The organism is Plebeiibacterium sediminum, from assembly GCF_026013605.1.
GTDB classification, from domain to species: domain Bacteria; phylum Bacteroidota; class Bacteroidia; order Bacteroidales; family Marinilabiliaceae; genus Saccharicrinis; species Saccharicrinis sediminus.
Window position 1 is genome coordinate 1 of the sequence record NZ_JAPDPJ010000018.1, and the last position, 22,223, is coordinate 22,223.

18 protein-coding genes are annotated in these 22,223 nt (G+C 32.8%); 7 read left to right on the forward strand and 11 right to left on the reverse strand.

Features of this window, described 5'->3' with window-relative positions:
- Positions 1-52 precede the first annotated feature (52 nt).
- The 3 genes from OM075_RS09540 to OM075_RS09550 form a co-directional block, all read right to left on the reverse strand.
- Positions 53-1,585, reverse strand: coding sequence for a SusC/RagA family TonB-linked outer membrane protein (locus OM075_RS09540; RefSeq protein ID WP_301190274.1), 1,533 nt, complete (start codon positions 1,583-1,585; stop codon positions 53-55).
- Between the two features lie 251 nt (positions 1,586-1,836).
- Positions 1,837-4,758 (reverse strand): glycosyl hydrolase 115 family protein, encoded by a 2,922-nt coding sequence (locus OM075_RS09545; protein WP_301190275.1) that lies wholly within the window; start codon positions 4,756-4,758, stop codon positions 1,837-1,839.
- A gap of 635 nt (positions 4,759-5,393) precedes the next feature.
- Entirely contained in the window at positions 5,394-6,077 is a 684-nt protein-coding gene (locus OM075_RS09550; protein WP_301190276.1) for a hypothetical protein, read from the reverse strand.
- 435 nt (positions 6,078-6,512) lie between these two features.
- On the opposite strand from OM075_RS09550, the gene OM075_RS09555 reads away from it, so the two are divergent.
- A complete protein-coding gene (locus tag OM075_RS09555) occupies positions 6,513-8,195 on the forward strand; it encodes a glycoside hydrolase family 43 protein (protein WP_301190277.1) in 1,683 nt (560 codons plus the stop codon).
- A 39-nt stretch (positions 8,196-8,234) separates the two neighbouring features.
- Complete coding sequence (locus tag OM075_RS09560; protein ID WP_301190278.1) at positions 8,235-10,427, forward strand: GDSL-type esterase/lipase family protein; 2,193 nt, start codon at positions 8,235-8,237, stop codon at positions 10,425-10,427.
- A 147-nt stretch (positions 10,428-10,574) separates the two neighbouring features.
- Here the strand turns inward: OM075_RS09560 and OM075_RS09565 are convergent, their stop codons facing one another.
- The gene (locus OM075_RS09565) at positions 10,575-10,808 is read right to left on the reverse strand and encodes a hypothetical protein (RefSeq protein WP_301190279.1); all 234 of its coding nucleotides are present in this window, start codon (positions 10,806-10,808) and stop codon (positions 10,575-10,577) included.
- A gap of 284 nt (positions 10,809-11,092) precedes the next feature.
- Between OM075_RS09565 and OM075_RS09570 the strand changes: the two genes are divergently transcribed.
- Positions 11,093-11,704, forward strand: coding sequence for a leucine-rich repeat domain-containing protein (locus OM075_RS09570; RefSeq protein WP_301190280.1), 612 nt, complete (start codon positions 11,093-11,095; stop codon positions 11,702-11,704).
- A gap of 6 nt (positions 11,705-11,710) precedes the next feature.
- Here OM075_RS09570 and selD read toward each other — a convergent pair whose 3' ends face one another.
- Positions 11,711-12,745, reverse strand: a complete 1,035-nt coding sequence (gene selD, locus OM075_RS09575) for a selenide, water dikinase SelD (RefSeq protein WP_435873472.1) — start codon at positions 12,743-12,745, stop codon at positions 11,711-11,713.
- Between the two features lie 6 nt (positions 12,746-12,751).
- A complete protein-coding gene (mnmH, locus tag OM075_RS09580; RefSeq protein WP_301190282.1) occupies positions 12,752-13,786 on the reverse strand; it encodes a tRNA 2-selenouridine(34) synthase MnmH in 1,035 nt (344 codons plus the stop codon).
- A gap of 165 nt (positions 13,787-13,951) precedes the next feature.
- Between mnmH and OM075_RS09585 the strand changes: the two genes are divergently transcribed.
- Positions 13,952-14,956, forward strand: a complete 1,005-nt coding sequence (locus OM075_RS09585) for a hypothetical protein (protein WP_301190283.1) — start codon at positions 13,952-13,954, stop codon at positions 14,954-14,956.
- Positions 14,957-14,967: 11 nt separating this feature from the next.
- On the forward strand, positions 14,968-15,654 hold the full coding sequence (locus tag OM075_RS09590) for a CPBP family intramembrane glutamic endopeptidase (protein ID WP_301190284.1): 687 nt from the start codon (positions 14,968-14,970) through the stop codon (positions 15,652-15,654).
- Positions 15,655-15,716: 62 nt separating this feature from the next.
- Here OM075_RS09590 and OM075_RS09595 read toward each other — a convergent pair whose 3' ends face one another.
- The 3 genes from OM075_RS09595 to OM075_RS09605 all read right to left on the reverse strand — a co-directional run bounded on the left by OM075_RS09595 (position 15,717) and on the right by OM075_RS09605 (position 18,086).
- On the reverse strand, positions 15,717-16,547 hold the full coding sequence (locus tag OM075_RS09595) for an SDR family NAD(P)-dependent oxidoreductase (protein ID WP_301190285.1): 831 nt from the start codon (positions 16,545-16,547) through the stop codon (positions 15,717-15,719).
- A 20-nt stretch (positions 16,548-16,567) separates the two neighbouring features.
- Positions 16,568-17,377: an SDR family NAD(P)-dependent oxidoreductase gene (locus OM075_RS09600; protein ID WP_301190286.1), complete on the reverse strand. Its 810-nt coding sequence runs from the start codon at positions 17,375-17,377 to the stop codon at positions 16,568-16,570.
- A 121-nt stretch (positions 17,378-17,498) separates the two neighbouring features.
- Positions 17,499-18,086 carry an SRPBCC family protein gene (locus OM075_RS09605; RefSeq protein ID WP_301190287.1) on the reverse strand — a complete coding sequence of 196 codons (588 nt, stop codon included), beginning with the start codon at positions 18,084-18,086 and terminating at the stop codon, positions 17,499-17,501.
- Between the two features lie 409 nt (positions 18,087-18,495).
- On the opposite strand from OM075_RS09605, the gene OM075_RS09610 reads away from it, so the two are divergent.
- Positions 18,496-18,972, forward strand: a complete 477-nt coding sequence (locus OM075_RS09610; protein ID WP_301190288.1) for a TlpA family protein disulfide reductase — start codon at positions 18,496-18,498, stop codon at positions 18,970-18,972.
- Positions 18,973-19,008: 36 nt separating this feature from the next.
- Entirely contained in the window at positions 19,009-19,608 is a 600-nt protein-coding gene (locus OM075_RS09615) for a thioredoxin family protein (protein ID WP_301190289.1), read from the forward strand.
- 88 nt (positions 19,609-19,696) lie between these two features.
- Here the strand turns inward: OM075_RS09615 and OM075_RS09620 are convergent, their stop codons facing one another.
- Together OM075_RS09620 and OM075_RS09625 are read right to left on the reverse strand one after the other, a co-directional pair.
- On the reverse strand, positions 19,697-21,040 hold the full coding sequence (locus OM075_RS09620; protein ID WP_301190290.1) for a TolC family protein: 1,344 nt from the start codon (positions 21,038-21,040) through the stop codon (positions 19,697-19,699).
- A gap of 50 nt (positions 21,041-21,090) precedes the next feature.
- On the reverse strand, positions 21,091-22,173 hold the full coding sequence (locus OM075_RS09625; protein WP_301190291.1) for an efflux RND transporter periplasmic adaptor subunit: 1,083 nt from the start codon (positions 22,171-22,173) through the stop codon (positions 21,091-21,093).
- Between the last annotated feature and the right edge of the window lie 50 nt (positions 22,174-22,223).

The window sequence follows — 22,223 nt, forward strand, 5'->3', positions numbered from 1 at the left end:
AAGATGTAATTTTGTCACACTAACCATTTTTAGTTACCCAAATCCAAGGGGGTCAATATGACCGGAATGAGGGGTCAACATCACCGGAATATCTAGTAATTCCAAGACTTAAACCATTTAAAACAAAATCAAGTTTTTGATCTAATTTAAAGTCGGTTGTAATTTTTGTTTGAGTTTGTTTTTCCAAACCATTACGTGCTAACTCATAAACAGAGTTTGGCTGCGCAGCAGCATGTGGTGAATAATATCCCCAAATACCATATGACTCATAAAAAGGAACCATTGCATCTGGTGCAGTAAAATATGCAGCTTGCCAAGGTCCGCTACCACTAAAACCCCATGGTGTTTGTTTAACACCGTTAGTTCCAAAAAGATTAGAACTAAATTTAGTGGTTTTGGTTAACTGAAAATCAAGGTTACTTCTAACATTAATTCTATTATAGCTGAAACCCGGAGTATATCCTTGTCCGTTTTCAACTGTTTTAAATAAGTCACCTTCATTTAAAATATCAACTGCAGCAAAATATTTTGCAAGTTTCGTTCCACCAGAAACATTGGCACTTGCATTATACGACATGGTGTAATCTTTAAAGAGTACATCTTCCCAATCGACATTTGGGTATCTTTCTGCCTCTGCTGCGTTGGCTGGATAACGAAACTTGTTGATTTGTTCCATTGGATAATAATCTGCCCAACTAGCCTCTGAAACAGCCATTTCCCTTTCTATAGCAAGGTTACGTAGCATTAAGGCATCATAAGAATCGTATTTCGCAGGTAGTTTTGATGGTATTTTCATAGTTGCATTACCACGAACCTGAATACTTGCTTTACCTTCTTTACCTCGTTTAGTAGTAATCAAAATAACACCATTTGCCCCCTTAACACCATAAACTGCAGTAGCAGAAGCATCTTTTAACACAGAAATACTTTCAACTGAAGAAATATCCACATCACTCATTGAACGCTCAACTCCATCTACCAGAATATATGGCTCACTATTATTCCATGATGTTCTTGTACGAATAATAATACTAGGATCTTCTTCTCCAGGTTGACCTGAAGATTGAGTAGTAATTACACCAGGAAGTTGTCCTGTAAGAGCTGCAGCCACATTAGTTACACCTCCGGAACGCTGAAGCGTTTCACCTGTTGTTTGTGTAATAGATCCTACTACACTCTCTTTCTTCTGCTGGCCATAACCAACCACAATTACATCCTCCAAAAGTTCAGTTTCTGCAGCTAAAACAACTTTAAATGTTGTTTTACCGGCAAGAGCTATGTTTTGGGTTTGTAATCCAATAAAGGAAATTACAAGTGTTGTAGCATCATTAGGAACATTTAATGAAAACTCTCCATTAAAATCAGTAATAATACCTACAGTTGTTCCTTCTACAACTACTGTTGCTCCAACAACAGGTTCATCTTGTTCATCAGTCACTACTCCTGTTATAAGCCTTGTATCCTGCCCATAAACGGAAGTAGAAAAAATTATAACCATAAAAAAGGCAATGCTTTTTAACAGGTTACTCCCATATTTATTCAATAAGGGTAATTTTTGAGACAATAAATAATTCATATTTTTCATTTCATCCTCAAATTATAATTGCTAAATCATTCAAAGTTTTTACAAAGGGATCTACACTCTTCCTTTTTTAAATACTCATAAACACCAACACCTCTTGGTTTATTAACAACTTCAAAAAAAGAGAATTGAATACAACTCCTTCCTTTTTTGAGATTAAATTTTTTCATACGCTTTAATTTAGATTTATAATTAACATTATTATTTATATGTAATTTTCATTCTTATATCATCATATCTAAAGTCTAAAAGAATTATAGTGTACTTTTAGCACACGTCGCATCAGGTCCTAATTTTGTTCTTTTTAAACCACCTGCATCAATTACTATTTTTTGTAAGACTAATCCTGGTGACAATACATGAAACTTGAGTGTATTATTTCCTGATTCCTTTATTTCATGTTCTGAAAGACAAATATTTAAATTATCAGTAACTACTCTACCCCAATTAAAAGTTGATTGATCATGTACATTAACCACCTCTGGAGTTTCATCATTTAAAGACATTCCATACTTTAATCCTTCACCTCCTTTAAAATTTAATGTAGGGGAAAAATAAGCGTACACTTTTACTTTGCCGGGACTCTTCATCCATACATTATATTCCAAAAATGTACTATCCAACACTAATGTATCATTGTAAAGCCTTGGTATTATGGTAACTCCATCTCCTGTTAAACCTATATCAGGTATGGTCATCCAGTTAAAGTTATTATCAGTAAGGCTAGAAGTATAGTCAGATGCTTCAATAGATATGTAACCATTACTTTCTACAAATCCTTTCATTTGGCTTTTTACCTCCTGAGAAGGATTAAATATCTTAACCCCAACTTTATATTCTTTATCTTCAGCATTTACTGTAATAACATTACTATTATTGCCTTTTGGTGCCTTTGACCAGTCGATTGTTACATATATTCTTTTCTCATCAATTACTTTTCCTTCCGAAACAGAAGTTTTAATCCAATCAGCAGCTGGTTTTAACTTAAAGTCAAATTCCTGACACCCTTTGTTAAAAATCTCGAAGAAATAAGTCTGATTTTTGAACACATCAAATTCTGGCAACTCATATGCATTAGTGCTATCATTTATTTCTGTACCCTCAACATATATCTGAGGTTCGATATCTGATTTTACCACTAAACGGTTAACCTTTGGCATAATTTCTTTACGAGGGGTATTCCATGATCTGTATCCAGTTTTTATCTCATTCATCATATGATTCCACTTACCACCACTGATGTCCTGATGATATTGCAGTTTTAGTATAGAATCTCTTTTAAAGTAATAGGCAACACTATCAGCCATTAAATTCGTTGCAGATCTTTTTTGATGATAATAGATATTGTTTTTAGCCTGTACATGATACAGGTTATATAAATTCGATAAGGCTTCTACAGGATATTTTACCAGCTGAAAATAAGCATCTTTATATTTATCGTTTAACTTACTTTCTACATCAAGAACTTCTTTACATAATTCATTTAACTCATTTGTTACACATTCAAATTCTTTATAATTAACTGATGAGTATGTAAACATATTTAATTGTTCCGGTTTAATGCGGGAAGAATATTTTCCGTAACGATCAAGTATAGATCCTATTTGTACAGAATATTCTTTACCAAATTGCTGAGCTGCCCATTTTTTAGTATAACTTTTTAGTTTAGAGATATCCATTTTATCCGGATCCCATGCTAAATCTAAATAAAACTGAATTGGCAATTCCATTGGTTTTAAATCACCTACATTTACTACCCAAAGTTTTTCACCACCATAATCATAGGTTAATTTATTCTGCTCCCATATTTTTGGCAGATGATTGGTATTGATCCACTTATAACTTCTCGGACCACCTACATAATCAAAATGATAGTACATTCCACTTCCACCTTTTCTGACTCTTTCTTTTTCGGTTGGTAAACGACGTACATTACCCCAGTTATCATCACAATATAAAAGTGTGATATCATCATCTACACGCATGCCTTTATCGTAATATTCCTGAACTTCTTTATATAATGCCCATACTTGAGGAACTTCATTTGCAGGCATTCCCGTTTCTTCTTCAATAATTCTTCTTTGATCCTGTACAATCTGAGTTAAAAGGTCAATATTACGATCTTCGCTCATTGGCTCATCTCCATCACCACGCATTCCTACAGTAACCAAACTTTCTTTACCCAAATTGCGCTGTATGCCCTCTCTCCAGAATTCCTGTAATTTCTTTTTATTGGTAACATAATTCCAATCACCTTCTCCATACTTACTCCATTCTTTATGCGACCTCATCATTGGCTCATGATGCGAATAACCAATTACCACTCCATATTCATCAGCTAAAATTGCATTTTTAGGATCATCATCAGCAAAAGCTTTTCCCCACATGGCTGGCCATAAATAATTACCTTTCATTCTAAGGATTAACTCAAACACCTTATCATAAAACTGAGCATTAAAACCGCCAAAAGTTTCACGTACCCAAGGACCTAATGCTGGTTCTTCATCATTTAAGAAAATTCCACGATACTGTACTTTAGGTTCTCCCAAATTATAGCTCCCGGCTTTAACATAAACTTCCTGATGGGATTCAACAGGTACATCTGCCCACCAATACCATGGAGATACACCCATCTGTTTTGACAATTCAAATAATCCAAAAATAGCCCCTCGCTTATCGCTACCCGCTACAACTATTGCATTATCAACACCTGGAAATGGATTTTCTACGGTTACAATTAATGAATTTTCCCATTTACCTTTAATCTCATCCAGGTTGATTTTACCTACTTCTTCTAATTGTTTTAAGAACTTACATTCACCAACAACTCCAACAAGAACAACATTCTTAGAATCTTTCGGAACGGTATTAACCACGTTTAGCTTTGTGCTTGTAACATTTAATACATCCTGTTGAAACAGATACAACACCTTTTGAACACCTACACTTGATGATGAGTCAATTAACAAAGAAGCTGTTGCATCCTCTGAAACGATTGCAAACTGATTGTCTTTATTATCAAATGACACAAACTTTAACTCGCCATCATCCTGAATAACATCCTTGCTGCAACTGGAACAACTATTAAATAACATTCCTAAGTAGGCAGTAAGTACTACTACTAAAACAAAAGCCCTACTTTTTCCACCTAAGAAAATCTGATTTGCCCTTTTCATAAAAATCTCAAATATTGTTTTTATTAAAATTGTTTGCTTATTATTTCACGAAGACTAAAGTATTTGCTTTGTAACACAAGGGAGGGTAATTTTTTGTATTAATAGGATACATTTTTACATCTTGTTATATTTTTTAACAATTGCATATTCCTGCTTCATATTTTTACTCTTTTGTCTTATTTTTTCCTCCTGGAACTTCTGAACAGAATAACAACTAAAGCACTATATATCTATATTTTACACTAAATAATACATTAATTTTTAGAATTACCTTAAAAAAATAACCCCTTTATTTAAGAATGAATAAAGGTCCCTTATTTCAGAAAAACATAAAAATAACCCTAAAAAAAACAGAGAAACATACCCCAATTGACAAAATCCAATACTAATAAATAGATCTACATACTATGAATGAAATATTAACTCCAGATCAATTACACATCATTACCAATCATATACATCTACGCTTAAATAGGTAGAGTTTATAAATAAATTAAAATGTCACTCATACAAAAGAATCGAACATTTACCTTTAGAATAGGATAACGTTACAATGATAACAGCAGTTAATGTATAGAAACAAAAAAAGGACGGTAATAAAAATTACCATCCTTTTTTCTTTAGAATCAAAACTATTATCTATTCCCCGTAACAAATAATTTCTTGCCATCTACAATATAGATACCTTTATTTAATCCATTTGTAGCTTCTATATATTTAACCTTACTTTTAACTAACGCACCTGTTAAGCTATATACATTCACCAACCGATCTGGATCTTGCATTACTTTAACATTTTCTATAGCATTCGGAATGTCATTTAATGCCATTATGCTATTCACTATAAATTCTTCAGTTGCTGTTATATTAGATGAATTACCATCCCAAGAAGCTGGAGTCTTGATTCCCCAAACTTTATTAGTTTCAAATCCATCTGTTGAGAAATTAAATATTACTGTTATATTTTCAGTAGCAATATTTACGCTTTTATAAATACTTTTTGCAGATAAATTATTTCCAAAATAAACAACCCTAAGTACTGCTGTTTTTCCAACATCTCCAGAAGAAAAAGTTAAATCAAACTTAAGTCCAACATATGAAGTTAAATCCCAATACCTATCACCATTAACACCTTCATGAGCATAGTCTGAAAGAGGGACAAAAACATTTCCTCCAATTTGTGCAACGGGACTAGTAAATGTATAAGTAGTTGTCGTTGATGGATCCTCAGTTTGGAATGTTATAGTTTGCAAATCCACCTGTGCAAATGTAACCATACTAATCAGGCATAATACCCATAATAGTAAACCTTTTTTCATAATATAAATTTTTAAGAGTTAAATAAATTAAGAAAGACATTGTGTCTTATCTTATCAACAATTCAAATTTATTGAGGAGAAATTCGAAGGAGGAGTATATTTTTATATAAAGTGTGTAATTTTTAACAACTTAAAACAAATCATGCTTTTTTTTTAATAAATAAATGACTACAGTTCAGTTTTATCTACTTCAGTGCAATTTTTTACACCATCTTTTAATCATTAGTATCAAAAACGTATGATAACTACAGACGAATTTTATAAATCCATACAAAAATCTCCATTTATAAAAGTCATTATCTAAAAATTCCCCCTTTATATCTAAAAAAATAACCTTCATTTTGTCTAATTCCATTTTTCTTTACCTCCACAAAAATCAAATGCGGTCTCTTGATTATTTAAAGGAGCTTTCAACACCTTAATAAATCTTTGAAAATGAAATCGATTAAAATTATATTCTGTATTACAATATGTTTAACAGCCTTGTTTTCTTGTAAAAACACTCCTGTTACAAACACGATTAGCATGGAAATTACAAATCCAATACTACCAGGATTTTACCCTGACCCCAGTATTTGTAAAGGAGCTGATGGTTATTATATGGTAACATCTACCTTTGGATATTTTCCTGGCATTCCAGTTTTTTATAGTCCGGACATGGTTCATTGGGAGCAAGTAGGAAATGTACTCAACCGCATAGATCAATTACAAGTAGATAGTTTAGGCATTACCGATAAAGGAACCTACGCTCCTACAATTGAATATCACAACGGTACCTATTATGTAGCCTGTACAGAAGTTGGTAACAGAGAAAACTACATTGTTACAGCTAAAGATCCCCGAGGTCCGTGGTCAGCCTTAAACGTATTTCCTGAAGTAATTGGTTTTGATCCATCCCTTTTCTTTGATGAAGATGGAAGAACATATATAATATATAATAGTGAAGCACCTGATAACAAACCACTATATACAGGACACCATACCATTCGCATCAACGAAATTGACATTAACAAAATGGCTGTGATCAGTGATAACGCAATTCTGGTAAACGGCGGTGTGGATCTATCAAAAAAGCCTATTTGGATTGAGGGTCCACATATGTATAAAGTAAATGAGTATTATTATGTTTTTGCCGCAGAAGGTGGTACTTGTGAAGACCATTCGCAGGTTATTTTCAGATCTAAAAATGTAATGGGACCTTTTGAGCCATGGGATCAAAATCCAATCTTAACACAAAAAGGGTTAGATCCAAATAGGATTGATCCTGTTACTTCAACTGGTCATGCTGATATGATTCAGGATTTAAATGGAAACTGGTGGGCCATATTTTTAGGTTGCAGACCATACACTGGAGATCATTATAATTTAGGACGTGAAACATTTATGGCGCCGGTGAAATGGCAAGATGGTTGGCCCATTATAAATCCGGATTTTGAACCGGTTCAAAATAGTTATGTATTTAGTGGTGCTTTTCCAACTTCTGAAGACTATACCCCTTTAAATGGAGCTTTTTCTATTTCTGAAAACTTTAAAGCCGATTCGCTTGATTTTACCTGGCTAACGATTCGTGCCTCAAACAATAATTGGTACAATATTGATACAACTGCAGAAGGTTCCTTAAATATGGATGTATTACCATACAAATTAATATATACAAACACGCCATCCTTTATAGGAAGACGTCAACAACATAAAAAAGGCTTTGCTTCAACTCAATTATATTTTAATCCGGAAACTGAAGCCGACAAGGCCGGATTGGTAGTATTTCAAAATATTGGACATTATTACTTTTTATGCCAAACGATAAAAGAAGGTAAACCAGTAGTTCAGTTATTAAAAGCCGAAGGTGATTCATTTGTAGAAATTAGCTCTGAAACTATTGCTAATACTGATCATATCCAGTTAAAAATTGAATCAGATGTGGATGTGTACAGATTTTTCTATGCTGAAAAGGAAAATAATTGGAATGAGATTGGTCCTGAATTAGATGCTAAATTTTTAAGCACCAATACCGCTGGTGGTTTTACCGGGTGTTTATACGCCATGTATGCCTTTACGGATAATGAGAACAAAGATCTTAAAGTTAAATACCATTGGTTTAAATACTCTGGAAAATAAACTTATAACTACTTCTCTAAAACTCTTAATTATCATCTAATGTATTCTAAAAAAAATCTAAACAACCTAAGCGTCAATACACTTACGCTACTCATATTTATTTTAATTAGTGCACCAAATACTATTGCACAATCTGATATTTGGGTGGGCACATGGAGTTGTGCTCCTTATGCAGCAGGTTCGGGCAATACTCCTCCATCACCTTATATTAAAAACAATACTTTACGACAAGTGGTTCGTGTTTCTATTGGAGGAGAAAAGATACGAATGAAATTCTCCAATAAAACCTGCTCTACCCCGGTTACCATGAAATCTGTTAAAATAGCAGTATCAACTGGAGGTAGTTCTATTGATGCTTCTACAATTAAAGAATTAAAGTTTGATGGCAATAGTTCTGTTACTATGGATCCATACGGTTCCATTTATTCTGATCCTATAGATTTTTCGCTTACTCCAAGTATGAGAGTGGCCATTACAATTTATTATGGAGAAGCAGATTCAAATACTGACATTACCAGTCATGTTGCCTCACGCACTGACTCTTATATTCTTGCAGGCGATCAGTCGTCTTCTGAAAGTTTTAGCGGAGCTATTGTCACAGCACACTGGTTTCATATTAACACCATTGAAGTGTTGTCACCCTCAACTTCTGGATGTGTTGGAATTATAGGAAACTCCATAACTGATGGCTATGGTCTTTCTGGTGGATTGCAAAATCGTTGGACTGATATTTTCTCAGAAAAGCTTTTAAACAACGATCAAACAAATGATGTAGGTGTACTTAATTTAGGAATCGGTGCTACTTTGGTTTCAGGATCAAGTCCCACAGCAGGAATTAACAGATATAAAGATGATTTACTAAAACAGTATGGTCTACGATGGATTATCATCTTTTATGGAACTAACGATATTGCGTATGGTGGAACTACTTCAGGTATTATTAATGCTTATCAAACAATAATTGATGATGCTCACTCCCGAAACATAAAAGTATATGGAGCAACCATTACTCCTTTTAAAGGAAGTGGTCATTACTCTGTTGTCCATGAAAACATGAGAACTACTGTTAATAATTGGATTCGTACTTCAGGTCAATTTGATGCTGTTATTGATTTTGATAGCGCAATAAAAGATCCTGCTGACCACGAAAAACTTATTACACAATACTCAAACGATTGGTTACACCCAAATACAGCAGGATATGCCTTTCTTGGTAACTCTGTTGATGTTAATTTATTCACTAATATTGAAAATAATTATCCTCTTATTGCTGATGCTGGTAAAGATCAAACTGTTATTGATTACAATGCTACGGGTAGTCAAACTGTTGTTTTAGACGGATCCAACAGCTTTGATTTTGGGAATGATATTGCTAAATATGAATGGAGCATTGATGGAAATATAATAGCAACAGGGAAACTGCCTTTAGTTGATTTACCTTCTGGCATTAATACAATAACGCTTACTGTAACAGATATTGATAATAATACTGCAACTGATGAAGTCGTTATTTCAATCAACGAAGGATCAGGAATATGGCTAGAGGCAGAATGTGGTACTGTTGGTTCCTTATGGGACATTAAATCTGACAACAATGCCTCTAATGATTCATATGTAACTATTAAAAATGGAAACAACAGTACATCCAATGCAACTTCGGATAATTCAGGATTATTGAGCTACACTTTTAGTGTAAACACAGCAGGTACCTATACCTTATCTACTCGTGTGTTTTGCCCAAGTGCAAACGATGACTCCTTCTGGATTAAAATGGATAATGGTAATTTTAGTATGTGGAATGGCATTTCAGCTCCTTCATGGAAATGGGTTAACTATCCATCTACTTTTTATTTAGCAGAAGGCGAACACACGTTAACGATTGCTTATCGTGAAGATGGGGCATTTTTAGATAAACTGTGGATTACAAACAATCCTACAACAATATTAGATTTAGGTGGTACCGCAACAAACTGTGGTACAACAGCTGTTTTTAAAGAAAAGACAGTACCTGTTAGAATTTACCCAAATCCAGTTACAGATCATGTTCATATTGAAGCTGAGAGTTCAAATTTTCAACTAAACATTTATGATAATGCAGGTTGTAAGCTAACAAGTGAAAAAATAATTTCAAATAGCACAAACTTGAACATTTCAGATTATTGTTCTGGCATTTACTTTGTAGAGATCATTCAAGACAAAAAAACTATTGTTCATAAAATATTAAAGAAATAATCCTACTCTCTAAATTTGGATTATTGATTCCCTTGTCCTTTTCTTGAATTTTAAAAATTTGAGAAAAGGACCTTTTTTTTGTAAAAAAAAATGCCAAAACCTAAACTTAGATTTTGACACTTTTTTCTTTAAAGCAAAATACAGAAACTATTTAACTAATGAATATTTCTCTAATATTTGCTTCACTCTATCCTGTTGGTTTGGAAATAAACTTTTTAATTCTTCGATTGGACCTAATTTCTCTGAAACAATAAACCTTGCACATGTAGAATTATCACCCAAACAAAATTTTCTTTTATATCCAGCTGCAGTTGCTGGCATATTTTTCATTTTTACATTAAAAAATGGACATCCCTCCAATTTTTCACACTTCTTTTCCATAACTAAAATATAATTTTCCTCTTTTAATTACGGGGGGAGCACAAATGTAGAATGTTTTGAATTATCGAGTCAATTGTTTTGATAAACCATCAAGATTCAATAATGAAATATGCTTTTGCGTTGATATTAAGAATTATTAACTTCCCTTTAATAACGTAGCATGTAATTATATTTTCCGTAGTCATTTTTGTAGGAATCTCCTATCTACTTTAAATAAAAAGCAAGTAAGTATTATATCAATAAATAAAGATTTATATATTTGAATATCACTGAAAATCCGATACATGAACGATATTATAATTATTGAAGAACTACAAAAACAAATATCTAAAAAACTTAAACAGTTAGACAAAACTGTTTGGTTTTTAAAAGGATTTCAATGTAATACAGATGGAAATGTTACCCATATTAGCATTCAAAAAACCAGACTAAAAGGACAATGGCCTGAAGCTATTTTTAAACTAAAACACCTTGAGTATTTAAATATTCAGGATAATGAATTGAAATGTATTCCGGAAGAAATTTCTGCGTTACAGAATTTAAAGTGCTTAGATATCAGACTAAATCAACTTAATACATTACCTGAATCACTTGTTGAATTACAATATTTAGAGAAGTTATACTTAGGAAATAATGAGTTTAAATCCATTCCAGAATCCATTAAGGATTGTAATGCATTAAGAGTAATTGACTTTACCGAAAATCAAATTACTGATGGATGTGAGAACATTCTAAAGTCAGATTCAATTAAAAACATCTATTTAAAGAGCAATCAATTAAAAACATTCCCTTTTAACCTAATTAGGGATGGTCAGATTGAAGAATTAAATCTACAAGAGAATTTAATCAGCTCAGACCATCCACAACCGGTTAACGTAAAACGCTTTTATATTTAACTGTAGTTAATTAACAACCACAAGCTTATCTTTTTTTGAAACCAATTCTCCAAAACAAGAAGTTTCAATCTCATTTTTATTTAATAATAGCTCAACTTCAGAAGCATGTTCTGGTTCAACAGCTATCAGGAGTCCTCCACTTGTTTGCGGATCGCACAACAGTAGTTTCAATGATTCGTCATCTAACTCAATTTTATGACCAAAACTATCCCAGTTTCTATGCGTTCCTCCCGGAATACAATCTTTTGCAATATATTCCTCTACCACTTCAAAACGTGGTATTTGGCGGTAATTAATTTGAGCGCTTAAGTTACTCCCTTCGCATAATTCACATAAATGCCCCAATAGACCAAAACCAGTAACATCAGTCATTGCTTTTACTCCTGGTATTTCAGCTATGTCAGCACCAATACTATTTAATTTACTCATTGAATCCGGTGCTATATTCTCATGAGCTTCTTTAAGTAACCCCTTCTTTTGAGCGGTAGTTAAAACTCCAACACCTAATGGTTTTGTCAGATAGAGTTTACAACCTTCAGTTGCTGTATTGTTTTGCTTTAATTTAGTTAATTCAACTTTTCCGGTTACTGCCAAACCAAATATTGGTTCCGGGCTGTCAATACTATGACCTCCGGCTAATAAAATACCGGCATCTTTACAAGCCTCTCTGCCACCATCTAAAACCTGCTGAGCAATTTCCGGTGCTAATTTATTAATAGGCCAGCCTAAAATAGCAATAGCCATTAATGGTTTACCACCCATAGCATACACATCACTAATGGCATTTGCGGCTGCAATACGGCCAAACTTAAATGGATCATCAACAATAGGCATAAAAAAGTCGGTTGTACTAATAACAGCAGTCCCATCTCCCATATCATAAACCGCAGCATCATCTCTGCTATCATTTCCTACAATAAGATTATGATCCTGAATTGGATTGATATTGCTCACCAACATTGAATCTAAAACCTTTGGTGATATTTTGCAGCCACAACCCGCTCCATGACTATATTGAGTTAATTTAATATCTTGCATCACAATAAATTATTTATCAAAATATTCTTCAACTATATTTTTAATATACGCTGCATTGGTTTCAGGGTCTGCATCAGACAGTTCTATTTTAAATACTTTATTATTATCACGTCGTAACATGCCCCTCATATAACTTTTATCGTAATAATTTAAAGTAAACATAGCCACCTGAAAATAATCATTCTTCTCCAAGGCCTCTAATGCAAGGTTAGTTACATAACCTCCCAATCTCTTAGAGATATTTAAGATCCCTTTTTTTAGCAACTCATTATTAACACCTGCATAATCCTTCACCAAAATATTTGCTCTCATTTCTTTAGGAACTTCAAGGAAGAACAAATCTGCATTACGAATTTGAGTGTATAAATTCATAGGAAGTTTTACCTTACCTATATTGTGACTTTCGTCCTCTATATAAATAGGTTTATTGTAGTCAAGCTTTCTCCACTTATCGAACAACATATTCTCGAAGTGCTCTACCGAAGGCTGCTCTTTCTCGCCTATTGCACCAAAAGCAGAGCCTTTATGGTTCGCCAGACATTCCAAATCAACAACCTGACAACCGGCATTTGCAAGACTCTTAAGAATATAGGTTTTTCCGCTTCCTGTATAACCTCCTAACACCTTTAGTTCAGCTTGAATATCAAACGAACTCAATACATAATTCCTGAAACTTTTGTATCCTTTATCAATTACCAAAACATCATTAAATCCATTTTCTTCAAGATGTTTTGCAAATGAATGACTACGCATTCCTCCTCTCCAACAATGAACTACAACTGTTTTATTTGGAGCCACTTTCAGAGCCTCATCAACATACCATTGTAGCTTAGGTGTAACATATTTATACCCTAACTCAATTGCATCTTCCTTACTTTGTTGCTTGTAAACGGTTCCAATATGGGCACGTTCATCATTATCAAATAAAGGAATACTATAAGCTCCGGGAATATGTCCTTTGGAATATTCTCCAGGTGAACGAACGTCAATAATAGGAAGTTCTTCATATTTTTGATAGTACGTTTGAATATTTATGTCTGTCATGGAACAAAAATAATGTTTTTTAAGCCACCATGATTTCTGAAATAAAAGAATTATTTAAAATAACCAATAAGGATCCCGATCCTGTTTTGAATATTTTTCCTCATAAACATAATTACTTATTCAATTACCATTGAAAAACATAGGATAATGCCGTAACTTTAATTTATGGCTGATTTATCTGATATACAAGCAAGGTTTTTTGAAACAATTAAAGAAAAGTTGGATTCAAATTTTTCTTTGGTTCATGAAGTTTCTGAAAAATTGGGCATTTCATATGATAGTGCCTACAGAAGATTACGAGGTGAAAAAAAACTATCTCTGGAAGAAGCCATTCTTCTTACTCAACATTTTGGTATTTGTTTAAACGACTTGTTATTACCACAAAACAACACCTTTGTTTTTAAATCATACCATGTTGAACCAGGCAAATTCAATGGCGTATCCTGGTTAGATTTTATATTAACAAATATTCAAAAGATAAATCAGGCTCCGGAAAAGCAAATAGTATATGCAGCTAAAGATCCACCAATATTCCAGTACTTGCAATTCCCCGAAATTGTTTCCTTTAAATTCTTCTTTTGGGAAAAGACCTTATTTTACGCTCAACATTTGGTAAACAAAAAATTTAAAGCAGGAGCAATTTCTGATGAAATGAAGAAACGGTGTAATTTAATTACTGCGCTGTCGCTAAAAATTCCAACTATTGAGATTTGGAATGAAGACACCTTTAGAATTTTAATGCGCCAGATTGAATATTATTGGGTTTCCGGCTATTTTGAATCTCAGGAAGATCTGGAAATATTACTTGATAAGCTTGAACAGTGGCTAATCCATAATAAAAAAGAAGCAGAATTAGGTTATAGATTTCTTTATGATTCAGAACCTAAAGGTATTGAAGGATCTTATATTTTATACGAAAACGAAATTGTTATTAATGACAACACCATACATGTAACTGTTGGCAATAAATGCTACACCTACTTCACTTATAATGTACTCGGACTCTTGTGTTCTGACAGCAAGGTGTTTTGTGACGGGGTATCAAATTTTCACAAAACGATTATGTCTAAATCTAATTTAATCAGTTCGGTGGGCGAAAAAGAAAGAAATAGATTTTTCAACAAACTCCACCGAAATATTGAGCTATTCAGAGAGACGCATAACCTTTAAATTTTAAAGTCATGGCACCATTAAACTCATCTTATCTCGTTTTTTATATTGCAATAGCTTTTGCTTTAATTTTTGTGCTTTCCTTTTTCATTTTAAACAGGCCTGTTGACCATGATAAAATTAAAAAAATCATTTACAGCCGTTTTATAGGAGCATTTCTACTTGGCGCATTGCCATTTATTATTGTAAAATTCATAGGTAACGAAGGAAATTTTTATATCACAACACAGTATTCCTTAAACAGAATGATTATTTCATTAATTGTTGTTATACCTTTTATTTTATTCTTCAACCATGCTCTATCACAAAGACCCAGCCATCAAAGATTATACCCTATAATCAGAGCACATGATTGGAGTATTAATTTATATATGATGAATTTGGCTAGCTGGTTACTTTACTTATTTGCCTACGAATCTCTTTTTAGAGGATTATTGCTTTTTACCAGCATGGAAATATATGGTGTTTACGTTGCCATTGGTATCAATACCTTACTTTATGTGATTGCTCATATTCCTAAAGGAAAATTTGAAACACTTGGAGCCATACCATTGGGAATTGCATTTTGTATTGTAGCCATCTACACTGGGACCTTTGTAACAGCATTTATACTTCATTTTACAATGGCTGTTTCAAATGATATTTTCTGTTTAAATAGAAATCCTGACATGAAGTTATCACATCATCAACATATCTAATAAATAAATCCTCAATGATGTATTTTAATATAAAAAATAGATCATTGGGGTTATTATTTTGCCTAAGTAAACTTCAATTCTTTTAAAGGAACTGCTGAATCCACTGCTGATATTTCATTTTTAACAGCCTGTGAAACCATCGGTATACAGATTGATTTTGGTAGGATTTTTAACAACAACCAATTTATCTTTGTTATCAATCCTGGTATTACTACTGATTTATGACGGAACAAAGCATCAATACCTATTTGGGCTAATTGGGTTGGCGTTTGCAATCCTGCTTTTACCCACCATCCTTGTTTTTCAATTCGATGACTTACTTCACTATTGGTTTTTATTGGTCCGGGTAGTAAAACACAAACATGAACCCCAAAACATTTAAGTTCTTCAGCTAAACTCTTTGAAAAAGAATAAACAAAGGCCTTTGATGCAGGGTAAACAGATTTATAGGCTATGGGACAGCACGATGCCATACTGGCCACATTTAAAATGTAGGATGAAGTTTGATTCTTAAGTTTGGATATCAACAATCTGGTCAGCATTACTAACATTCTAATATTAACCTGTAAAATAGAGTCTATTCTTTGAATGTCTGTCTGATCAAAAAACATAGAACCTCCAATACCGGCATTATTAACCAAAATATTTACATTCAGATTTTTTAGTTTATCGGCAACTGTTGCTAACGATTCCTCCTGAAGAAAGTCTACTTCAACACAATGAATCTTTACGCCATATTTTTTAGTAAGAAACGCTCCAAAACCAAATAGATCCTCTCCTTCTTTAGCCAATAGAACCAGGTTTTTATTTCTTCGGGCTAATTCTACAGACAAAGATTTACCTAAGCCCTTTCCTGCTCCTGTTACAACTGCATATGTATCTTTTGGTTTCATAATTTTTAATTTAAACAGGTTTAAACCACGCAATATTCCGGATGATGATGCTCGGGCATTTGTCTATTTAATATTCTGTAGCTCAATGTCCGAGGAATCATTTTCATTAAGTTATAAACCATCTTATTAACAAATCCAGGAATGCATATCACATTGCTTTTGCTTAAAGATTTAATACTATAAGCCACAACGGCTTCCGGGTTCATCCATAATAACTTTTCTTTGAATCCCTTTTTATCATTTTCAACACCCATTTTTGAATGAAATTCGGTATGAATAAATCCCGGACATAAAGCCTGAACCATAATATTAGAATGTAAAAAATCAATATGTAAACATTCTGTAAACGAAACCATAAAGGCTTTTGATGAACAATAAAAGTAATTTAATGGTGCCGGAATAAATGCCGACATTGATGCCACATTTATAATAGATCCTTTGTTTGCCTTGAGCATTTTTGGTACAACCTCATGTACAATTTTTGTTGCTGCAGAAACCAGAACATTCAACATATTAACCTGATTTTCGTAATCTTCTTCAAAAAAACCTTCCCTACTACCATACCCAGCATTATTAACTAACAGATCAACATGAGAACAATTTTTAATGGTTTCCAACAGATCATTAAATTGAATTTCATTATTAAAATCGGCAATACATATTTGCACCTCAATATGATACTTCTGCTCTAAATCTGATTTTAACTGGAAAAGTATCTTTTCTCTACGACCGGTTATTAATAAATTCCAACCACACTTGGCTAAGTATTTTGCATAAGCTTTACCTAAACCACTCGTGCCTCCTGTTACTATTGCAAATTTTGTTTTCATGTGTCTTAAATTAGTTTTCTTTTGCCACATGGAACTCGCCTAAATAGTCATCGTTATGAGCAAGCAAAGACTTCTTCAGGCAAGTTTCATTTACTTATTTTTCAATTGACAGAGCAAGGTTTTAAGAGCCTTTCTTAAACTGATCTTTCAAACGTAAAAGATTCTGATAAAAGACCTTTTTTAATACAGGTTCCTGAACCCACTGAGGAAATAATGGTGGTTCTGCAGAAAAAACCTGAAATTGAATTTGTACTTTCCCCTCATCTAATTTCGTTAATTTCCACGTAGCATCATAATTTTTTATTCGAACAGTATTTTTTTTCTCAATATCATTATAAGTATCGCTACTCATCCTGATCACACAATTATCGGGCCCTGTTTGCGTAACAGAATACTTCGCAACCAAATCTCTATCTGAAAATGGCCAGGGAAGATTAATAACTATGTATAATAATTCCTCATCTTTATGAACCACTAACCGGACTTCTTTAATACCTTTCATCCATAATTTTACAGTTTTAGGATTACTTAAAAACGAAATAACCTCATCCATTGAACCATCCACAACCATAATTCCTTTTCGCTCTCTTACACTTAACGATTCATTTACTTTAACCCATCTTTCGTGTAACGCAATTCCATTATCTTCCTTTACACATACCCATTCAGAAACATATAATGAAGAGGCATTTAATTCTTTTATCTTCATATTCATTGTATTATCCGATAAAAGCATTCGAAATAACATATAAACTAAAAGTACCATCTCACTAATTTTTAATTTAACAACACAATCCTATTTACATGTTAAAGGTATTTGCATATCTCTTGCAATTGAAACGGATATAAGAACATGAAGAACCGGATTTGCAGCACAATGCACTAAACAATTTGGACCTACAATTACTATTTGCATTAAATACTAAAGTCTCGTAAATTGAATCAATTATCAATTGATATTTGCAAATAATGAATTAGGCTTAATGCACTATTTAGTATAATTCCATATATTTTAATAGGAGTTATTTTCCTATTAATCTGATGTAATTTGAACTTACTTTTATCCTTTATGTTCTTTACTTAACAACACAAACAAATTGATCTCAAAATACTTACTAATGAAAATAAAGATTCTAATTGCTGCTTTAATTCTTTTTTCCTCATTTGCCATTAAAGCTCAAAGTGTAAAAGAAGTTAATTATGAGCAGTTTAAACCGTATTTAAACAATCCATCCGACACGGTATATGTTATTAATTTTTGGGCAACCTGGTGTAAACCATGCATTGAAGAACTTCCTCATTTTATGACTGTTGCTCAAGACATGCGCCACAAACCTGTTAAGTTTATTTTCGTAAGTCTGGATTTTCCAAAATATAAAGAAAGTAAGCTCATTCCTTTTATTAAAGAGAATGTAATTAATGAAGAAGTATTACTACTAAACGATCCAAACAGTAACTTTTGGATTAACGATATTAATAAAGAATGGTCAGGTGCTATCCCTGCCACAATCATCTATCGTAAAAATCAGAGAAGTTTTTTTGAAGGTCAGGTATCATACGAGGAGCTCACTGAAAACATTGAAGGTAAATTATAACAATCACATTTATTCAACATATCAAAAACAAAATTCATGAAAAAAGCAGCTGTATTACTATTCGCATTTGTATTAAGCATATCTGCATTTTCACAAGGATATGCTCCTGGTGATGAAGCAATTGATTTTAAACTAAAAAATATTGATGATTCTTATGTGTCATTAAAAGATTATGATTCTGCGAAAGGTTTCATTGTTATTTTTACTTGTAATCATTGTCCTTATGCTGTAGCATACGAAGATAGAATTATTGCACTTGACAAAAAGTTTAAAAAGTCAGGATATCCTGTAATTGCAATTAATCCTAACGATCCTGTTGCCTATCCATCAGATTCTTTTGAAAAAATGAAAGAGAGAGCCAGTGAAAAAGGCTTTACATTTCCGTATTTATTTGATGAAACTCAAGAAATAGCTAAAACCTATGGAGCAACCAAAACTCCACATGTTTTTCTTTTGCAGAAAGAAAAGTCAAAACTGGTTGTAAAATACATTGGTGCTATCGACGATAATTATCAGGACAGCGAGGCTGTTAAAGAGAAATTTGTAGAAAACGCTATTTCGAGTATTGTTGACAATAAAGATGTTGCTGTAAATTCAACGAAGGCTATTGGATGCAGTATCAAATGGAAAAAATAAATCAGACTCTTTACTATTTTTAAAATTGTTTATACAAAAAAGCCCGTTTTTCAAATTTCGAAAAACGGGCTTTCCACTTTCTATCAAACTATAGAGCTATTGGTATTCCTTTATAAAAATCAAGTATCTTAATTCGAAGTATATATGAATATTTTGCTTGTAATAAATCAGACTGTGCTCTGATAAAATCTGTTTTAGCTACATTATAGTCAACTGAGTTCACCAATCCCACATTAAACTTTTGTTCTGTATATCTAAATGATTCTTTATATGATTCTACAGCTTCGTTACTAGACAAATAATTATTGTATGCTGCTAATGCATCAGCGTAAGCTTGCTGAATTTCTTTTCTTAAATCAAGTTTTTGTTGTGCCAATGAGTATTGAGCATCCAACACTCCAACTTTAGCTGTTTTAACTCTATTTCGGGTTTGAAATTTATTGAAAATAGGAATACTCAACGATGCACCCACATAAGTATTTTTATTATCACTAAACTGATCTGAGAATGGTCGGTTATAATCATACTTATCATTCAAATACCAGTTTCCATTGCTGGTAAAACTATAATTTAAACTAAGGCTGGGTAAATAACCACTTTTGGCAATTTCAACATCCAACTCTTTACTTTCAAGACTGTATTGAGATGCTTTTATTTGAGGCATAATACCCATTGCTGTATTAAATACACTTTTGGGGTCTTCCAGATTTATTTGTTCTACAGCTGGTATTTCCGGAAAAACAACATCGAAATTTGAAACATCCTCCAAATCTAAAAGTTGAGCTAAATTTAAAAGTGAAAGTGCCAGGCTATTTTCTTGCTGAGTAACATTTAAAGCTTCTTTGGCTGCTTGCGATTTAATTTCAAGATAACTTCCCATTGCCTGACTACCTGCATCAACAAGTTTCTTGGTTCTATCTACCTGTTGTTTACTTACATTATATTGCTCTTTTGAAACATTAAGCAATTCTTTATCAAATAAAACTTGCAAGTAATAACTGGTAATCTGTAAAGAAATATCATTACGAATACGTTCTGCTTCAGCTTGTAAAGACAAAAGATCTTTTTCACTCTTTTTAATAGCGTTTCTCTGAGAAAAACCATCAAACACAGGCAACGATCCTCCGACTCTTAAGGATAAGCTATGAATTGGGTCTGTTGTAAAAACATAATCATTACCATCTCTAACTCCTGTTTCTCCAAAGTTAAATCCGTAATTTGAACTGGCATTTATATCAGGAAGTCTGTTAAGTTTATTTTGGTTCAACTCATTTTTTTGAACTTCAACACTAATCTCTTGTCTCTTAATTGTTAAATTATTTTCGAATGCATGATTGATACATTTTTCAAGACTCCATGCATCCTGAGCATTTGCACCAACAAAGCTGATACTTAAAAGACATAAAATGATTGAAATATTTTTTCGTAACATTTGAATTTTATTAGGCATTATTATTTCCGCATTAAGTTAACTAAATCTTCTTATGATTGTGGAACTTTTATTTTATCATCCTTAGTCAATCCTTGCTTAACTTCAATCTGAATACCATCTGAAAGGCCTGTTTCAATGAATTTCTTTTCAAAAATTTGGTCTGCCACTTCCACTTCAATAAAGGCAGTATCATTACTAAATTGAAGTAGCTTTTCATTGATTGCTAAAACTCTATCTCTCTTATCTAAAACAATATCAGCATTGGCACTATAACCAGCTCTGATAAACTGACCTTCTTTTAGGTTTACATCAGCCTTAATCTCAAATTGAATAGCACCATTTTCTTCAACTCCCTTTGGTGAGATATACTCAAGTTTGGCATCAAATTTTTCATTTTCAATGGCCCCGATTGACAAAACTAAATCCATTCCTTCTTTAATTTTACCAACCTCTGTTTCATCCACTTTTCCTTCAAAAATCATTTCGCCCATATCGGCTAAAATAGCAACCGTTGTACCATCGTTAAAAGTGTTACTTTTAATTACCGAGTTTCCAACTTCTACAGGAACATCAAGCACCATACCTTCAATTGTAGCTTTGATGATAGTATTGGTATGAGCACCCATTTTTTTTGTAACCCCCTCTTTAATCAATTGTAGATTATTATCGGCTGCTTGTAAATCAACTTTAGCATTGTCGTATGCCATTTGTTCTTCCAGGTAAACAGACTCTGCAATAACGCCACTTTTATATAATTCTTTCTTTCTATTAAATTCAAGTTCAGCATTTTTAAATCTGATCTGTGCCTTTTCCAATTGACTTTCTGCATTATTCACCTGAACCATTTCTGGAATAATCTGAATTTTGGCAATCAAATCACCTTTTTTCAATTTATCACCTGGTTCTACATAAATCTCTGTAATAATGCCTGACTCCTGAGGTTTAATTTCTATTTCCTGACGAGGAACAACAGATCCTGTAGCAACAGTTTTCTTTACAATATCTGTAACTTTTGGTGATTCAGTTTGAAATACGACAGGAGACTTCTTACTTTGGTTATATAGATAAAATACTACCCATGCAAAAACTGCAACCATAAGTAGACCTAATACTATTTTAAAAAACTTCTTCATTTGTTTATTTTTTAGATTTTATCGTTAATGACTATTTCTTAAACATTTAA